This is a genomic window from Hoyosella altamirensis (assembly GCF_014191505.1).
GTDB lineage: Bacteria > Actinomycetota > Actinomycetes > Mycobacteriales > Mycobacteriaceae > Hoyosella > Hoyosella altamirensis.
On the sequence record NZ_JACHWS010000002.1, the window covers coordinates 182998 to 199098 of the forward strand.

Consider the following 16101-nt stretch of genomic DNA (forward strand, 5'->3'; position numbering starts at 1 on the left):
ACACACGCACCAGTACTCAACGGTGAGGGGCTGGTTATGACGGAACTAGCGGAGCCACAGCAGGTCCGCGCTGGGCGGAAGAAACGCCTGACCGAATGGTCAGCGCGTGAACTCGCCCGCGCCATCGCATCGCGACAACTCACATCACGCGAAGTCGTGCAAGAGCACATTTTGATGCTCGAGCGGAACAAGAATCTCGGTGCGATCGCGCGCGGCCGCTTCGCTGAAGCGCTTGCCGACGCCGAGCGTGCGGATGACTTTCTGGCTAGTGCGCATCGAGACACACCCATACCGCCGCTATGCGGGGTCCCGTTTACAGTCAAGGAGTTCATCGCTGTCCGGGGGTTGCCCAATTCTGCGGGCTTCCCGCACCGGCGCAACGTCATCCCCGAGGAAGACGCTCCTGCTATTGCCCGCTTGCGCGCAGCCGGCGGGATCGTCCTCGGAGTCACTAATTCAGCTGGTCCCGTCTTTTGGATGGAGACGTACAACCCCCTCTACGGGCGGGTCAACAACCCCTACGATCTGTCACGCACCGCTGGCGGCTCGTCGGGAGGCGATGGAGCCGCCGTTGCGTGCGGCGGATCACCTGTTTCGATTGGGTCGGACCTCGGCGGGTCATTGCGCATCCCCGCGTTCTTCAACGGCGTTTTCGCGCACCTGCCCTCTGTTGGCCTCGTCCCCACTACTGGACATTTCCCGATGGCAAACGGGGATGCCCGCAGGACGCTGTTCCTGGGCCCAGTAGCCAGACGCGCTGAGGACCTTCACCTCGTTTTGAAGATCATCGGCGGTCCTCATGCGAGTGACCCTGTCTCCGCCCTGATGCCTCTCGGTGACCCCGAGAACGTTAGCCTCGCCGGGCTCCGGGTGGTGCTGGCCACCGGCGCGACACTTACCAAGCCACGGGCGGACCTCGAGACGGCGCGGTTCTTGGCAGGGCGGATGCTCGAAGCTCAAGGAGCTCAGGTCACCGAGGTTTCACTCCCTTCGCTGCGTTGGACAATCGCCCAGGCGCTCGCGGCGCTTTCGTCAAGTCTCGACTTCGCGAGCATTGTGGCCGAAATCGTTGGCGCCTCGAATACCGCGAACCCGTCGGCTCTTCGGAGCCTCGCCACGGCGCCTGTCGCTCTGCTACGTCTCGCTGAAGCAGCGCCTGCGCGGCGCTTACGCACCCGGGCTGCCCGCCGTCTCGTCGACGGTGCTCAGAAGGCCGCGGACCACCTTACCGATCTCCTGGGAGACGGCGCGCTCCTGTTTCCGCCGTTTCCGCGGCTCGCACCCCGACACTTCACCACTTACGGACAGCCATGGCTCGCGAGCAACACGATCGTGTTCAATATCCTCGGCTTACCGGTCACTCAAGTACCCACCGGGCTTAATAGTTCTGGGCTGCCCCTTGGTCTTCAGGTGGCGGCGGCACCCGGCAACGATCACGTCGCCCTTCGTATTGCACTGGCGCTCGAGACTGGCCTCGGTGGCTGGAGCCCTCCGGCACGGCGCGTCGAATACTAGGCCGCACAACAGACAAGGCGCCCGAAGCGTGTAGCCCGGGCGCCTTGTCGGCTTCAGTCAGCGGAGACCGATAGACGGTCTCCGGCATCAGCTGAGGAAGGTGAAGCCTCCGTCGCCACCGGCTTCTCCACCGCCACCGAAGAAGTCGAAGAAGTTGAAGAACGCATCAAACATCGCGCCGAAGTCGGCAAAAGCTTCCAGGCTTCCCATGTTCACTCCTGTGTGATTGAAAACAGATTCCCTACATAGGCCCCATATGGCGCCCAAGGATATTGGAACATTTGGGGCTCAAATTTGGAAGAGCAATACCATAATTGTACGTGTACTTTTATCACGGACAGATCACAGTTGATTACCGTGAAATTCACAACAGTGGGTGGAATAAATAGTGTGAAGCGCACATTAGTTCTGCTAATAAATTTTCGTACGGGTTAATCCATTATTAGGGGTATTGAGCAAACAGCGCCTGAAACGCCAGGTAGTGGAAGGCAGTTGCAGTAGGCCGGTGCGAAACCGCTACCCTAATCGAACATTAACGACGGCCCGATAGTAAAGAGAGAACTCAACTCAACCCCTCGAGCCAGTCCTTTATCCGGGCGACTGTCGTGGCGGGTTCCCGAATCCAGCCGACGTGACCTAGCGGCTGAGTGTTGCGCCACGACGTGACCCTCGCGGACTGCAGTTTGTTGACTAGGTTTTTGACAGACTGCCCAGGAGCCAGCTCATCGCGCGCAACGGAGACAGCCAGCACAGGTAGATCGATCTCAGCGATTCGTTCTTCGTAGTCGATATCAGCGCCTGTGGGCGCCATCCGTCCCGTACGGGCGAACCTCGACCAATCGGTGATGAGTGTCTTGGATTGGGGCCCGAAACCCGCGAAGTTCACTTTGTCCCCCGGCCAGTAACCAGCGATGTTGGCGGTAAGCGACATCGCTTGCGCACCGATTAGTGGCCCGAACACGCGCGCTCCCGGGAAGCCTTTGAAATATGGGGACCCTGCCGCCACGAGAATCAGCCCACCCAGATTGTGCCCAACCCGCGCGGCGAACATCACTGCCAGCTGACCACCAACGGAGTGGCCGAGCAGAAAAGGGGTGCTTGCGGGAAACTGCTCACGCGCGACTTCCAGCACAGCGGGGAAATCAACGGTAAGCATTTCCTGGTATCCGAAGGAACTTTCCCGGCTAGGACTGGGTTCGCTGGCCCCTTGGCCTCGCAATTCAGCAACTACGACGTTGATACCGTGTTCTGTAAGCGCTGTGGCAAACGGATCGTAGTAGCTGGCTGATAGCCCGAATCCCGGCCACACCACGATCACCGGCGCACCTTCTGACGCTTCGAAGACGCGGACAGGCGTGACACTCGAGTCAGGCATCTGTACCGGGATGGTGATCACTGTGCACCCCTACCGATCATGCTTCCACAGTAGGCGATTGGATCTTGTGATGCTTCTAGTGCGCGTAACGCGGAGTAACCAGCAGCGGGCCAAGTAGCCGAAAATTGGTCCAGAAATGGGTCAGAGGGGGACCCTGGTGGGTCCCCCTCTGTTTGTTGGTGTCCGGCGGTGTCCTACTCTCCCGCACTCTCGCGTGTGCAGTACCATCGGCGCTGGAGGGCTTAGCTTCCGGGTTCGGGATGGGTCCGGGCGTTTCCCGCTCCGCTATGGCCGCCGTGACAAGCTTTTTTTGTTGTGGCAAGGGGTGGTGTGTTGTTTCAGATGCTGGGTAGTGGTGTGCGCGTGTTTTTGTGTTGTGTTGGGTTGTGTGTAAGTCCTCGGCCGGTTAGTACCAGTCACCTGCACACGTTGCCGTGCTTCCAGTTCTGGCCTATCAACCCCATGGTCTGTGGGGGGCCTTACCCAATCGTGTTGGTGAGAAACCTCATCTTGGAACGGGCTTCCCGCTTAGATGCTTTCAGCGGTTATCCCTTCCGGACGTGGCTAACCAGCCGTGCCCCTGGTGGGACAACTGGCATACCAGAGGTCCGTCCGTCCCGGTCCTCTCGTACTAGGGACAGGTTTCCTCAAGTTTCTTAACGCGCGCGGCGGATAGAGACCGAACTGTCTCACGACGTTCTAAACCCAGCTCGCGTGCCGCTTTAATGGGCGAACAGCCCAACCCTTGGGACCTACTCCAGCCCCAGGATGCGACGAGCCGACATCGAGGTGCCAAACCATCCCGTCGATATGGACTCTTGGGGAAGATCAGCCTGTTATCCCCGGGGTACCTTTTATCCGTTGAGCGACACCCCTTCCACTCGGGGGTGCCGGATCACTAGTCCCGACTTTCGTCCCTGCTCGACATGTACGTCTCACAGTCAAGCTCCCTTGTGCACTTGCACTCAACACCTGATTGCCAACCAGGCTGAGGGAACCTTTGGGCGCCTCCGTTACTTTTTAGGAGGCAACCGCCCCAGTTAAACTACCCACCAGGCACTGTCCCTGAACCCGTTCAGGGTCCGAGGTTAGATGCCCAATCCGGTCAGAGTGGTATTTCAACAACGACTCCGCCCCCACTGGCGTGAGGGTTTCACAGTCTCCCACCTATCCTACACAAACCGAACCAGACACCAATACCAAGCTGCAGTAAAGGTCCCGGGGTCTTTTCGTCCTGCCGCGCGTAACGAGCATCTTTACTCGTAATGCAATTTCACCGAGCCTGTGGTTGAGACAGCAGAGAAGTCGTTACGCCATTCGTGCAGGTCGGAACTTACCCGACAAGGAATTTCGCTACCTTAGGATGGTTATAGTTACCACCGCCGTTTACTGGGGCTTAAATTCTCAGCTTCGCCCTAACGGGCTAACCGGTCCTCTTAACCTTCCAGCACCGGGCAGGCGTCAGTCCGTATACCTCGCCTTGCGGCTTCGCACGGACCTGTGTTTTTAGTAAACAGTCGCTTCTCTCTGGTCTCTGCGACCACCCCCAGCTCCCCACGCAATGGTGGCTCACCGGGCGTGGTCCCCCTTCTCCCGAAGTTACGGGGGCATTTTGCCGAGTTCCTTAACCACAGTTAACTCGAGCGCCTTAGTATTCTCTACCTGACCACCTGTGTCGGTTTGGGGTACGGGCCATGCGGGAACTCGCTAGAGGCTTTTCTCGGCAGCATAGGATCATGGAATCCCCCTCAACGGGGTCGCATCACCTCTCACCCTTGATGGCAGACGGATTTACCTATCCACCGGGCTACAGGCTTACACCAGTATTACCACTGACTGGCCCCACTACCTTCCTGCGTCACCCCATCGCTTGGCTACTACCGGATCAGGTCCCACGCATCCACCCTCACACCCGCCGAAGCGGGACAGAGGGCTTCTGGGTGGTTAGTCTCACCGATTCACCACGGACGCGCCCACACGGGTACGGGAATATCAACCCGTTATCCATCGACTACGCCTGTCGGCCTCGCCTTAGGTCCCGACTCACCCTGGGCGGATTAACCTGCCCCAGGAACCCTTGGTCATCCGGCGGCAGAGTTTCTCACTCTGCTTTCGCTACTCATGCCTGCATTCTCACTCCCACACCCTCCACAACTCGTTCACACGGCTGCTTCCCTGGATGCAGGACGCTCCCCTACCCACCCCAGCCACTGCACACACCCCCAAAGAGGTGTGCGGATGTCATGCTGGAGCGCCGCGGCTTCGGCGGTGTGCTTGAGCCCCGCTACATTATCGGCGCAGGACCACTAGACCAGTGAGCTATTACGCACTCTTTCAAGGGTGGCTGCTTCTAAGCCAACCTCCTGGCTGTCTGAGCGGTCCCACATCCTTTTCCACTTAGCACACGCTTAGGGGCCTTAGCCGGCGATCTGGGCTGTTTCCCTCTCGACCAGCGAACCTTATCGCCCGCAGTCTCACTGCCACGCTCTCACTTACCGGCATTCGGAGTTTGGCTGACGTCAGTAACCTGGTGAGGCCCATCGGCCATCCAGTAGCTCTACCTCCGGCAAGAAACACGTGACGCTGCACCTAAATGCATTTCGGGGAGAACCAGCTATCACGGAGTTTGATTGGCCTTTCACCCCTACCCACAACTCATCCCCTCAGTTTTCAACCTAAGTGGGTTCGGGCCTCCACGACGTCTTACCGACGCTTCACCCTGGCCATGGGTAGATCACTCCGCTTCGGGCCTAGAACATGCCACTGCAACGCCCTATTCAGACTCGCTTTCGCTACGGCTGCCCCTCACGGGTTAACCTCGCGACATGCCACTAACTCGCAGGCTCATTCTTCAAAAGGCACGCCATCACCCCACCCCAAAAGGGGAAGGCTCTGACGGATTGTAAGCGCATGGTTTCAGGTACTATTTCACTCCCCTCCCGGGGTACTTTTCACCATTCCCTCACGGTACTTATCCACTATCGGTCATCAGGGAGTATTCAGGCTTACCGGGTGGTCCCGGCAGATTCACAGCAGATTTCACGGGCCCGCTGCTACTCGGGTACAACGTCACAGACCAGGCATACATTTTCGCGTACGGGACTCTCACCCTCTCCGGCACACCATCCCAAGCGGCTTCCGCTAACACACACACTGGATCTGACTGTCACGGCGGTAACAGAACAACACTGCCCCACAACCCCTCATACGCAACCCCCGCCGGGTATCACACGCACAAGGTTTAGCCACCATCCGCTTTCGCTCGCCACTACTCACGGAATCACTCAATTGTTTTCTCTTCCTGCAGGTACTGAGATGTTTCACTTCCCCGCGTTCCCTCCACACCGTCTATACATTCAACGGCAGGTAACACGACATCACTCGTGCTGGGTTTCCCCATTCGGACACCCTCGGATCACAGCTCGGCTGACAGCTCCCCGAGGCCTATCGCGGCCTCCCACGTCCTTCATCGGCTCCTGATGCCAAGGCATCCACCATGCGCCCTTAAACACTTACAACACAAAAAATCAATCACAAGCAATAAACACTCGTCACACCACTATCCAGCTCTCAAACAACACACACAACCAACACCACCCAGCCACAGACCCCACACACCGTGTGAACATCCACTCCCGCCAGGCACTATCAGCCATGCCCCTGAAAACACCACACCCACACAATCCCCCCACAACAGGAGAGACCAGGCATGCTGCCTCAGAACCCCAACAGTGTTCCAGCACCCCGCACACAGCGGAGAAATTGTTTGATGATGTCCACCCGGCACGGCCCACAGCCCGTGACACGAACGGTCACGCAAGCCAGGCCGCAATAATTATCTCTAAGAGCAAAGCTCCTTAGAAAGGAGGTGATCCAGCCGCACCTTCCGGTACGGCTACCTTGTTACGACTTCGTCCCAATCGCCGATCCCACCTTCGACCACTCCCTCCCACAAGGGGTTGGGCCATGGGCTTCGGGTGTTACCGACTTTCATGACGTGACGGGCGGTGTGTACAAGGCCCGGGAACGTATTCACCGCAGCGTTGCTGATCTGCGATTACTAGCGACTCCGACTTCACGGGGCCGAGTTGCAGACCCCGATCCGAACTGAGACCGGCTTTAAGGGATTCGCTCCACCTCACGGCATCGCAACCCTCTGTACCAGCCATTGTAGCATGTGTGAAGCCCTGGACATAAGGGGCATGATGACTTGACGTCATCCCCACCTTCCTCCGAGTTGACCCCGGCAGTCTCTCACGAGTCCCCACCATTACGTGCTGGCAACATGAGACAAGGGTTGCGCTCGTTGCGGGACTTAACCCAACATCTCACGACACGAGCTGACGACAGCCATGCACCACCTGCACACCAGCCACAAGGGAACGCCCATCTCTGGACGCGTCTAGTGCATGTCAAACCCAGGTAAGGTTCTTCGCGTTGCATCGAATTAATCCACATGCTCCGCCGCTTGTGCGGGCCCCCGTCAATTCCTTTGAGTTTTAGCCTTGCGGCCGTACTCCCCAGGCGGGGTACTTAATGCGTTAGCTACGGCACGGATCCCGTGGAAGGAACCCACACCTAGTACCCACCGTTTACGGCGTGGACTACCAGGGTATCTAATCCTGTTCGCTCCCCACGCTTTCGCTCCTCAGCGTCAGTTACTGCCCAGAGACCCGCCTTCGCCACCGGTGTTCCTCCTGATATCTGCGCATTTCACCGCTACACCAGGAATTCCAGTCTCCCCTGCAGTACTCCAGCCTGCCCGTATCGCCTGCACGCCCACTGTTAAGCAGTAGGTTTTCACAGACAACGCGACAAACCACCTACGAGCTCTTTACGCCCAGTAATTCCGGACAACGCTCGCACCCTACGTATTACCGCGGCTGCTGGCACGTAGTTGGCCGGTGCTTCTTCTGCGCCTACCGTCACTCTCGCTTCGTCGGCGCTGAAAGAGGTTTACAACCCGAAGGCCGTCATCCCCCACGCGGCGTCGCTGCATCAGGCTTGCGCCCATTGTGCAATATTCCCCACTGCTGCCTCCCGTAGGAGTCTGGGCCGTGTCTCAGTCCCAGTGTGGCCGGTCGCCCTCTCAGGCCGGCTACCCGTCACCGCCTTGGTAGGCCATTACCCCACCAACAAGCTGATAGGCCGCGGGCCCACCTCACACCGCTACATAGCGCTTTCCACCCACCCCCATGCAGGAGCAGGTCCTATCCGGTATTAGACCCAGTTTCCCGGGCTTATCCCAGAGTGCAAGACAGATCACCCACGTGTTACTCACCCGTTCGCCACTCGTGTACCCCGAAAGGCCTTACCGTTCGACTTGCATGTGTTAAGCACGCCGCCAGCGTTCGTCCTGAGCCAGGATCAAACTCTCCGTTAAAAACCAAACACACCCCAACACCCCACAAAGGAGCACCAGAGCACGATCAGAAAAACAGAGCCAAAAACTGGCAAAAAAAACAAAAAACAGACACCCAACCCCGACTAGGGATCTGAATCAGGCATCCAAACAACAGCACCAAAGGACTGCCATCAATCCCGGCACCATCAAACAAAAACCAAAACACTGTTGAGTTCTCAAACAACACACCCCAAGACCCAAACCAAACAGTCCAGACCCCCTCAGGGCACGATCGTCCACCCTAGCAGCGCTGATTCGCTCCCGCAAGTTCCGCGAAGGGACCTTGTTTGAGTGAGTCGGTGTGCTTTGAGGGACTGCCTTCGGCTGGGGGAAGTTTCTCTCCGCATCCGCTGGCTCCAAGAAAGTTACACACATGCAAACGGAAAAACAAATGCGCTGGTAGGGAGCTTGCCTGTCTTACGTCGGGGCACCACCCGCACGCCGCAACGGGCACGCCCACCCTCGCTGTGCGGCACCCTGACCGACGCCGAGAGCGAGTGTAGAAACCCGCACCCGCACTAGACTGTCTTCACGCAGGCGCATCGGAAAGGTGTATATGGCTGCCCCGGACGATTCACCAAAAGGATCAGAGCGAAAAGTTTGGGCTGGCACCACACTTGAGGAACGTCGGGCCGAGCGCAGGCGGAATCTGATGGAAGCCGCGCTCTCTCTAATCGGAGACGAGGGCTGCACGGCGGTCACGGTCCGGTCGGTCTGCCGCAAAGCCGGCCTGACGGATCGATACTTCTACGAGAACTTCAACGGCCGCGACGATCTTGTCGTTACAACATTCGACGAAGTGGCCGTAGAAGCTCTCACTCTTCTCCGGGACTCCATCTCGAGCCTTCCCGATGATTCACTCGAAACTCGAGCGCGCACGATCGTCAATGCGTTCCTTTCGTTCGCCATCGATGATCCCCGCAAGGGCAGGCTTTTGCTCGTCGAGCCACTCGCTGAGAAGGCGCTGACCGGCGTGGGCGTGACGTTCGGGCCGACAATCACAAAATTGATGCGCGCCCAGTTCCCCGCCGGAACCGATCGGCCGAGCCGCACCTCCCGGGCGATGACCGCCCTTGGACTCACCGGATCTCTCGGCGCCCTGTTCTCTGCGTGGCTCGCGGGCACGTTGCGCGTCACCCGTGACGAACTCACCGATCACTGCGTCATCCTCATCCTCAATTCCTACGCACCGCGACGCCCAACTTCTTAACTTCTGATTGACGGCCCTTACGATCACAAATAGATTGATGACAGCCGTCCTCACTTCAATGGGGGCTCGATGGCGACGTCGCGCGTACACCCAGTGAACGCGCCGATTCAACGGAGAATCACATGATTGAGTGGTCCGAAACCGACCTCATGATGCGCGATGCTATCCGCGAGTTCATCAACAAAGAGGTCCGCCCGCACGTAGACGAACTCGAGCACGGCGACATGCCGCCGTACGACCTGCTGAGGAAACTCTTCACGTCTTTCGGCATCGACGTGATGGCTCGTGAGACTGTGACAAAGATGCTCGACAAACAGCGGGCACGAGAGGCAGCTGTCGCAGCGGGCGAAGCCCCACCCGACAAGGACGCCAACAAGAAGTCCGGCGAACGGCGAAGTTCGGCCGGTTTTGGAGGAGGACAAGAATCGCTCGGCGCGATTCTGTGCAGCGAGCTTTGCGGCGTAAGCATGGGGATGTTCGCCGCCATGGGCGTCAGCCTTGGCTTGGGAGCCGCAACCATCCAGGCACGGGGCACGCTCGAACAGAAGGAACGGTGGCTCCCCCCACTCGTCACCATGGAGAAGGTCGCCGCCTGGGCGCTCACCGAACCCGATTCTGGTTCCGATGCGTTCGGTGGCATGAAAACCACCGTCAAACGTGACGGTGACGACTACCTGCTCAACGGCCAGAAAACCTTCATCACGAACGGACCCTATGCCGACACCGTGATCGTCTACGCGAAGCTAGATGAGAAGGACGGCACTCCGCCGCGCGACCGTAAGGTACTGACATTCGTGCTCGACAAAGGGATGGAGGGTTTCACCCAATCCCGGCCAATGCGCAAGATGGGTCTCCACTCCTCCCCCACCGGTGAACTGTTCTTCGACAACGTCCGCCTCGGCCGCGACCGCCTTCTCGGCGAAACCGAGAACCACGAAGGCGGGGACGGCCGCCAAAGCGCGAAGGAGGGCTTCGTCGTAGAGAGGATGGGCGTAGCCGCAATGGCCCTCGGCGTCATCAATGAGTGTCGGCGCCTGTGCATCGAGTATGCGAAGGACAGAAAGCTTTGGGGCACACCAATAGCCGATCTGCAGCTGATTCAGCTCAAACTCGCGAAGATGGAGGTGGCGCGCGTCAACGTCCAGAACATGGTTTTCCAGGGCATCGAAATGGGACGAGCAGGCAAGATGCCCTCCTTGGCGGAAGCATCGGCAATGAAATGGTACGCCTCTGAAACCGCCACTGAAGTGGCTATGGACGCCGTACAACTCTTCGGTGGCAACGGATACATGTCGGAGTACCGAGTCGAACAGCTCGCGCGCGACGCTAAGTCGCTGATGATCTACGCGGGCAGCAACGAAGTCCAAATCACCCACGTCGCGAAGGGATTGCTAGGTAAATGAGTGACGAACCTCCCTATCTCATGATGGCCAACGCCGGGATCGAGCACATGCTGCCGCCAGCGCACCGCATGGGCGTAAGGATTGTCGAGCTCGAGAAAGGCCGTGTCGTCGGTGAAGTCCCGGTTGACGGCAACACGAACCATATCGGGACCATCTACGCTGGAGTGCTGTTCACCGTCGCTGAGGTGCTCGGCGGTGCAATCTGTTTGCCGACATTCGACAGCGCGAACTTCTACCCCATCGTGAAGGATGTGCGAATCCGTTTCCGTCGTCCGGCCACCACGACGATTCGTGCGACAACCGTGCTCCCAACTGACATCGTCGAGACAGTTGCTGAGGCGGCCGAAGCGAATGGCAAAGCAGACTTCGAACTAGATGCCGAACTCACCGACACCAGTGGGCAGGTAGTCGCTACCACCCACGGGATCTATCAGTTGCGTAAGCACGGAACGTAGCCAAACTCAGTCAGGCCCCAGCAGTGGCCCGATGGCGAGGCCACGTTCATCGGATTCAGGGCTCGCGTCGATCCGGCGAATCAGTTCCTGATCGCCTCCCGGCCCGTCATCCAATGGCACCGTCGTCCTCCCGCCTAGCCTGCGCCTTCGATGCTGACGCGGCTGCCGAACCATCGTCGGTGCCGCGCAAATGCGCGCGTAACCCCGCACTCCGAGCGGTCTTTGATGAGCCCGAACGCGTTGAAAGATTCTGCCGACTCGCCTTTTGCCGCCGCTGCTACGACGGCATCGTGAGACCAGGCGACGTTATCCAGCCAGCTTAAATTCAGCAGGTTGCGGTGCGGGGCCTCCAGGTAGACACGCCGATCTACGGACAACTCATGCTCTACATCAACCATTCACCTTTGCGCTACCTCCCCGTGGGACTGCGCACGGCTTCCGGTGATCGACTCGTGGTGTTATTCGCCTATTAGTCATCCGGAATGGAGCACAGATGTCCAACCCGCCAAGAGGGGGCACGTCTGCGACCGTCGCCAGTGAAGCCTCCCGGCCACCGTCTCGAATTCGCGGTCCACTGGATTTTCTGCCGCTGAGTGGCCAGGCGCAGAAGTACGCGAACTGGCTCGGCGTCGTCGCTGGCGTCTACGTACTCATCACCGCAGTGAGTCTGATCGGGGCGGGCTTCAAGGCAGCGACGGGCGATCAGGCTGGCCAGCTGTTCCAGTTCGCGTCCAACCCGTTCATCGCACTGATGATCGGTGTACTAGCGACCGCAGCCACCCAATCGTCCTCCACAACGACGTCAATCACGGTCGGCTTGGTCGCCGGCGGCTTGCCCCTCGAAATCGCGATTCCGGTACTGATGGGCGCCAATATCGGTACAACACTGACGAACACACTGGTCAGCCTGGGCATGGTGCGCGACAAAGAGGGTTTCAAACGCGCTTTCGCCGCGGCCACCATCCACGACTTCTTCAACCTGATTGCGGTGGCAATCTTCCTGCCACTCGAGTTGATGTTCGGTGTCCTTGCACGGTCTTCCGCCTGGCTGGCCGACCAGACCTCGGGCACTGACGGAGGTATCTTCGCGACAGTCTTCGGCGGTCTGGGCGAGTTCGTCAAGGCGGTAACCACACCCGGCGCAGATGCCGTGAAGTGGGCCGCTGGGCCGCTCCCCGACCCGTGGTACGGCATTTCGCTGATCTTCATCGGCATCGCCCTGATCCTGTTCGTCATCAGCTTCATCGGAAAACTGCTGAAGGTCCTGATGGTGGGCAAGGCCGCTGAGGTACTGCATACGGCCATCGGCCGCGGTCCTCTCACCGGCATCACGTCTGGCGCGGTAGTAACGGTGATGGTGCAGTCCTCCTCAACGACCACCAGCCTGGCAGTACCCCTGGCCGGCTCTGGACAGTTCTCACTGCGCCAGATCTATCCCTTCACAATCGGCGCGAACATCGGCACAACGGTGACCGCACTCATTGCTGCTTTCGGGTTCACCGGGATCGAGGCCTCCCTCGCGCTACAAGCCGCGTACGTGCACCTGCTATTCAACCTATTCGCGACAACACTGATCTTCGGGCTTCCGTTCCTGCGCGTCGTGCCGCTGCGGGGCGCAAGCTGGCTTGCTGGAATGGCCACGGAAAACAAGCTCTATGCAGCCACCTGGGTGCTCGGCGTGTTCGTCCTAGTACCACTCGCCCTGATCGCCCTCACCGTCCTCTTCTGACCGGAGAAACAAATGACTGACAACCAGGATTTCGCTAGCGGGCGCAGCGGGGCCGACCTTGACCGTGAGCTCGAGCAGCTGCTCGAGGAAGCCGAAGCGACGGTCGTCCGGCTGCGCCGTGAACTCCATAGCCGTCGTGAGTTCGCAGCTCAGCATGCAGAAATCGACAAGCTCGACGAGCACATGGCGAACGCACGGGTCCAATGGAGCGAGGTTCGCGCCTTCTTCGAAGACGTGCTGAGCCAGTTGCTCTCCCGGGAGTCCGCCAGCCAGGCCCGCTCGACCGGGATCACAGCACGGCACGAAGGAGAGAACGACCGTGGGTAACCTTCTCACTCAGCGGGCGCTTCCTGTGGTTTCAGTCGCAGCGCTCGCGCTCCTCGTCACGCCGGGATGCAGCAGTTCAGAAGCGGCGGCGCCGATCGAGGTATCCGGATCGTCGACCGTCGCACCAATAACTGAAGCGATTGCGCGGGACGGTCGCTTCGATGTGGCAGTCACGCCGGAAGGCACGACAGACGGATTTGCTCGCTTCTGCAACGGTGAAACTCCGATCAACAACGCCTCTGAAGCAATCCCGGGGCCTGGCCAGCGGACAGATTACGTTGCGATGTGCGCCGAGAACGGAGTCGAGTACATCGAGCTTCCGATCGGCCTCGACGCGCTCAGCTTGGTGCGCAACGAAGCGAACGACTTCGCTCAGGATCTGACGCTCGATGAACTGAAGCGAATTTGGTCACCAGATTCGGGGATCACGCGCTGGAGCGACATTCGCCCAGACTGGCCTGCAGAAGCGATCAGCCTGTACGGGCGCCCTGACGGTTCGGGAACATTCGACTACTTCACGCACTTCGCCGTCGGAGAAGCTGGCTCAATCAGAAGCGACTACCGAGCCACCGACGACATGGCGGAACTTGCACGCTGGATCGCCGAAGATGAAAACAGCCTCGGATTCATGGGCGCCGGAAACTACCTGGCGGCCGACGAGGAGTACCGCGACCGCATCGCGAATGTGTCAGTGGAGGGTGTAGCACCGAGTCGGAGCAACGCCCAGGATGGGACCTATCAACCCTTCACGCGTCCACTCTTCATCTACGTATCGGCATCGGCGGCAGAGGACGCGGCCGTCGCTGACTTCGTTGAGTACTACCTCAGAACGGTACGGGGGATGCTGCCGCGCGTGTTCTTCTACGCGCTCCCAGCGGACGCATATCCGCTCGTACAGCAGCGGTTCGACGACCGCATCACGGGCACAATGTTCGGCGGTGACCCGTTCACCGCGCGGCCAATTATGGAGACTCTGCAGGAAAGATGAGGGTCAGAATGTGACGAAAGCCCGGTGCATCTGAGATGCACCGGGCTTTCAGGTTTGGCTGGATCAGAAGTCCATGCCGCCCATGCCGCCCGTCGGATCGCCGGCCGGAGCCGCGTTCTTCTCTGGCTTGTCGGCGACGACAGCCTCGGTGGTCAGGAACAGTGCCGCAATCGATGCTGCGTTCTGCAGCGCCGAGCGGGTGACCTTCACCGGGTCGTTGATGCCGGCAGCGAGGAGGTCCTCGTAATCGCCCGAGTCAGCGTTCAGACCGTGACCGGTGGGGAGGTTGCGAACCTTCTCCGCGACGACGCCAGGCTCGAGGCCCGCGTTGAACGCGATCTGCTTCAGCGGAGCTTCGAGCGCCACGCGAACGATGTTCGCGCCAGTTGCCTGGTCGCCCTCGAGCTGCAGGTCGTCGAGAGCAGGCGATGCCTGCAGAAGTGCGACGCCACCACCGGCGACGATGCCCTCCTCGACAGCTGCCTTCGCGTTGCGGACAGCGTCCTCAATGCGGTGCTTGCGCTCCTTGAGCTCAACCTCGGTCGCTGCTCCCGCCTTGATGACTGCGACGCCACCGGCGAGTTTGGCGAGGCGCTCCTGCAGCTTCTCGCGGTCGTAGTCGGAGTCCGACTTCTCGATCTCGGCACGGATCTGGTTGACGCGGCCCTCGATCTGAGCAGCATCACCAGCACCCTCGACGATGGTTGTCTCGTCCTTGGTGATGACAACCTTGCGGGCGCGTCCGAGCATCTCGAGACCAGCGGTTTCGAGCGAGAGACCGACCTCTTCGCTGATGACCTGGCCGCCGGTGAGGATGGCCATGTCCTGCAGCATTGCCTTACGGCGGTCACCGAAACCAGGCGCCTTGATGGCCACCGACTTGAAGGTTCCGCGAATCTTGTTCACGACGAGGGTCGACAGCGCTTCACCCTCGACGTCCTCAGCGATGATCGCGAGCGGCTTGCCCGACTGAATGACCTTCTCAAGCAGCGGTAGGAGGTCCTTGACCGTCGAGATCTTGGATGAGACGAGGAGGACGTAGGCGTCCTCGAGGACTGCTTCCTGACGCTCAGGGTCGGTCACGAAGTAGCCCGAGACGAAGCCCTTGTCGAAGCGCATACCCTCGGTGAGCTCAAGCTGCAGCCCAAAGGTCTGAGCCTCTTCGACAGTGATGACGCCTTCCTTGCCGACCTTGTCCATCGCCTCTGCGATGAGTTGGCCGATCTGCGGGTCGCCTGCGGAGATACCGGCGGTAGCAGCGATCTGCTCCTTGGTCTCGATCTCCTTGGCGGTCTCGAGGAGACGTGCAACGATCGTCTCGACTGCCTTCTCGATGCCGCGCTTCAGCGCCATCGGGTTAGCGCCAGCAGCGACGTTGCGCAGGCCCTCGCGGACCAGCGCCTGTGCCAGGACCGTGGCTGTCGTCGTGCCGTCACCGGCGACGTCATCAGTCTTCTTGGCAACTTCCTTGACGAGCTCAGCGCCGATCTTCTCGTACGGATCGTCGAGCTCGATTTCCTTAGCGATTGAGACGCCATCGTTGGTGATGGTGGGGGCGCCCCACTTCTTTTCCAGAACGACGTTGCGACCCTTGGGTCCCAGCGTCACCTTTACTGCGTCGGCGAGAGCGTTGAGCCCTCGCTCGAGGCCACGGCGTGCCTCTTCGTCGAACGCGATGATCTTGGCCATTGCGTA

At 59.7% G+C, this 16101-nt stretch carries 11 protein-coding genes and 3 rRNA genes; 7 read left to right on the plus strand and 7 right to left on the minus strand.

Annotated elements, in window-relative coordinates:
* Positions 1–36 precede the first annotated feature (36 nt).
* Entirely contained in the window at positions 37–1515 is a 1479-nt protein-coding gene (locus FHU29_RS09655; protein WP_074390897.1) for an amidase, read from the plus strand.
* An 87-nt stretch (positions 1516–1602) separates the two neighbouring features.
* Here the strand turns inward: FHU29_RS09655 and FHU29_RS23175 are convergent, their stop codons facing one another.
* The 5 genes from FHU29_RS23175 to FHU29_RS09675 all read right to left on the minus strand — a co-directional run bounded on the left by FHU29_RS23175 (position 1603) and on the right by FHU29_RS09675 (position 8273).
* Positions 1603–1725 carry a hypothetical protein gene (locus FHU29_RS23175; protein ID WP_260152438.1) on the minus strand — a complete coding sequence of 41 codons (123 nt, stop codon included), beginning with the start codon at positions 1723–1725 and terminating at the stop codon, positions 1603–1605.
* Positions 1726–2077: 352 nt separating this feature from the next.
* On the minus strand, positions 2078–2890 hold the full coding sequence (locus FHU29_RS09660; protein WP_221194903.1) for an alpha/beta hydrolase family protein: 813 nt from the start codon (positions 2888–2890) through the stop codon (positions 2078–2080).
* 181 nt (positions 2891–3071) lie between these two features.
* A 5S ribosomal RNA gene (rrf, locus tag FHU29_RS09665) occupies positions 3072–3189 on the minus strand.
* A gap of 87 nt (positions 3190–3276) precedes the next feature.
* A 23S ribosomal RNA gene (locus FHU29_RS09670) occupies positions 3277–6408 on the minus strand.
* A gap of 343 nt (positions 6409–6751) precedes the next feature.
* Positions 6752–8273: ribosomal RNA gene (locus FHU29_RS09675) — 16S ribosomal RNA — on the minus strand.
* Together the 16S, 23S and 5S rRNA genes form the textbook arrangement of a ribosomal RNA operon.
* Positions 8274–8850: 577 nt before the next feature.
* On the opposite strand from FHU29_RS09675, the gene FHU29_RS09680 reads away from it, so the two are divergent.
* The 3 genes from FHU29_RS09680 to FHU29_RS09690 all read left to right on the plus strand — a co-directional run bounded on the left by FHU29_RS09680 (position 8851) and on the right by FHU29_RS09690 (position 11362).
* A complete protein-coding gene (locus FHU29_RS09680) occupies positions 8851–9504 on the plus strand; it encodes a TetR/AcrR family transcriptional regulator (RefSeq protein WP_064440989.1) in 654 nt (217 codons plus the stop codon).
* Between the two features lie 122 nt (positions 9505–9626).
* Positions 9627–10907: an acyl-CoA dehydrogenase family protein gene (locus FHU29_RS09685; RefSeq protein WP_064440990.1), complete on the plus strand. Its 1281-nt coding sequence runs from the start codon at positions 9627–9629 to the stop codon at positions 10905–10907.
* Positions 10904–11362, plus strand: coding sequence for a PaaI family thioesterase (locus FHU29_RS09690; RefSeq protein WP_064440991.1), 459 nt, complete (start codon positions 10904–10906; stop codon positions 11360–11362). The genes FHU29_RS09685 and FHU29_RS09690 overlap by 4 nt, the downstream gene beginning before the upstream one ends.
* A gap of 134 nt (positions 11363–11496) precedes the next feature.
* Here FHU29_RS09690 and FHU29_RS09695 read toward each other — a convergent pair whose 3' ends face one another.
* On the minus strand, positions 11497–11760 hold the full coding sequence (locus FHU29_RS09695; RefSeq protein WP_064440992.1) for a hypothetical protein: 264 nt from the start codon (positions 11758–11760) through the stop codon (positions 11497–11499).
* A 95-nt stretch (positions 11761–11855) separates the two neighbouring features.
* Here FHU29_RS09695 and FHU29_RS09700 point away from each other — a divergent pair, with 95 nt between their 5' ends.
* From FHU29_RS09700 to FHU29_RS09710, 3 genes are read left to right on the plus strand one after another with little or no spacing between them, the layout of a single operon-like run.
* On the plus strand, positions 11856–13091 hold the full coding sequence (locus FHU29_RS09700) for a Na/Pi symporter (RefSeq protein ID WP_064440993.1): 1236 nt from the start codon (positions 11856–11858) through the stop codon (positions 13089–13091).
* 12 nt (positions 13092–13103) lie between these two features.
* On the plus strand, positions 13104–13418 hold the full coding sequence (locus FHU29_RS09705) for a hypothetical protein (RefSeq protein WP_064440994.1): 315 nt from the start codon (positions 13104–13106) through the stop codon (positions 13416–13418).
* Positions 13411–14406: a PstS family phosphate ABC transporter substrate-binding protein gene (locus tag FHU29_RS09710; RefSeq protein ID WP_064440995.1), complete on the plus strand. Its 996-nt coding sequence runs from the start codon at positions 13411–13413 to the stop codon at positions 14404–14406. Before FHU29_RS09705 ends, FHU29_RS09710 begins: the two co-directional genes overlap by 8 nt.
* Before the next feature lie 63 nt (positions 14407–14469).
* Here the strand turns inward: FHU29_RS09710 and groL are convergent, their stop codons facing one another.
* A complete protein-coding gene (gene groL, locus FHU29_RS09715; protein WP_064440996.1) occupies positions 14470–16095 on the minus strand; it encodes a chaperonin GroEL in 1626 nt (541 codons plus the stop codon).
* Positions 16096–16101: the final 6 nt, after the last annotated feature.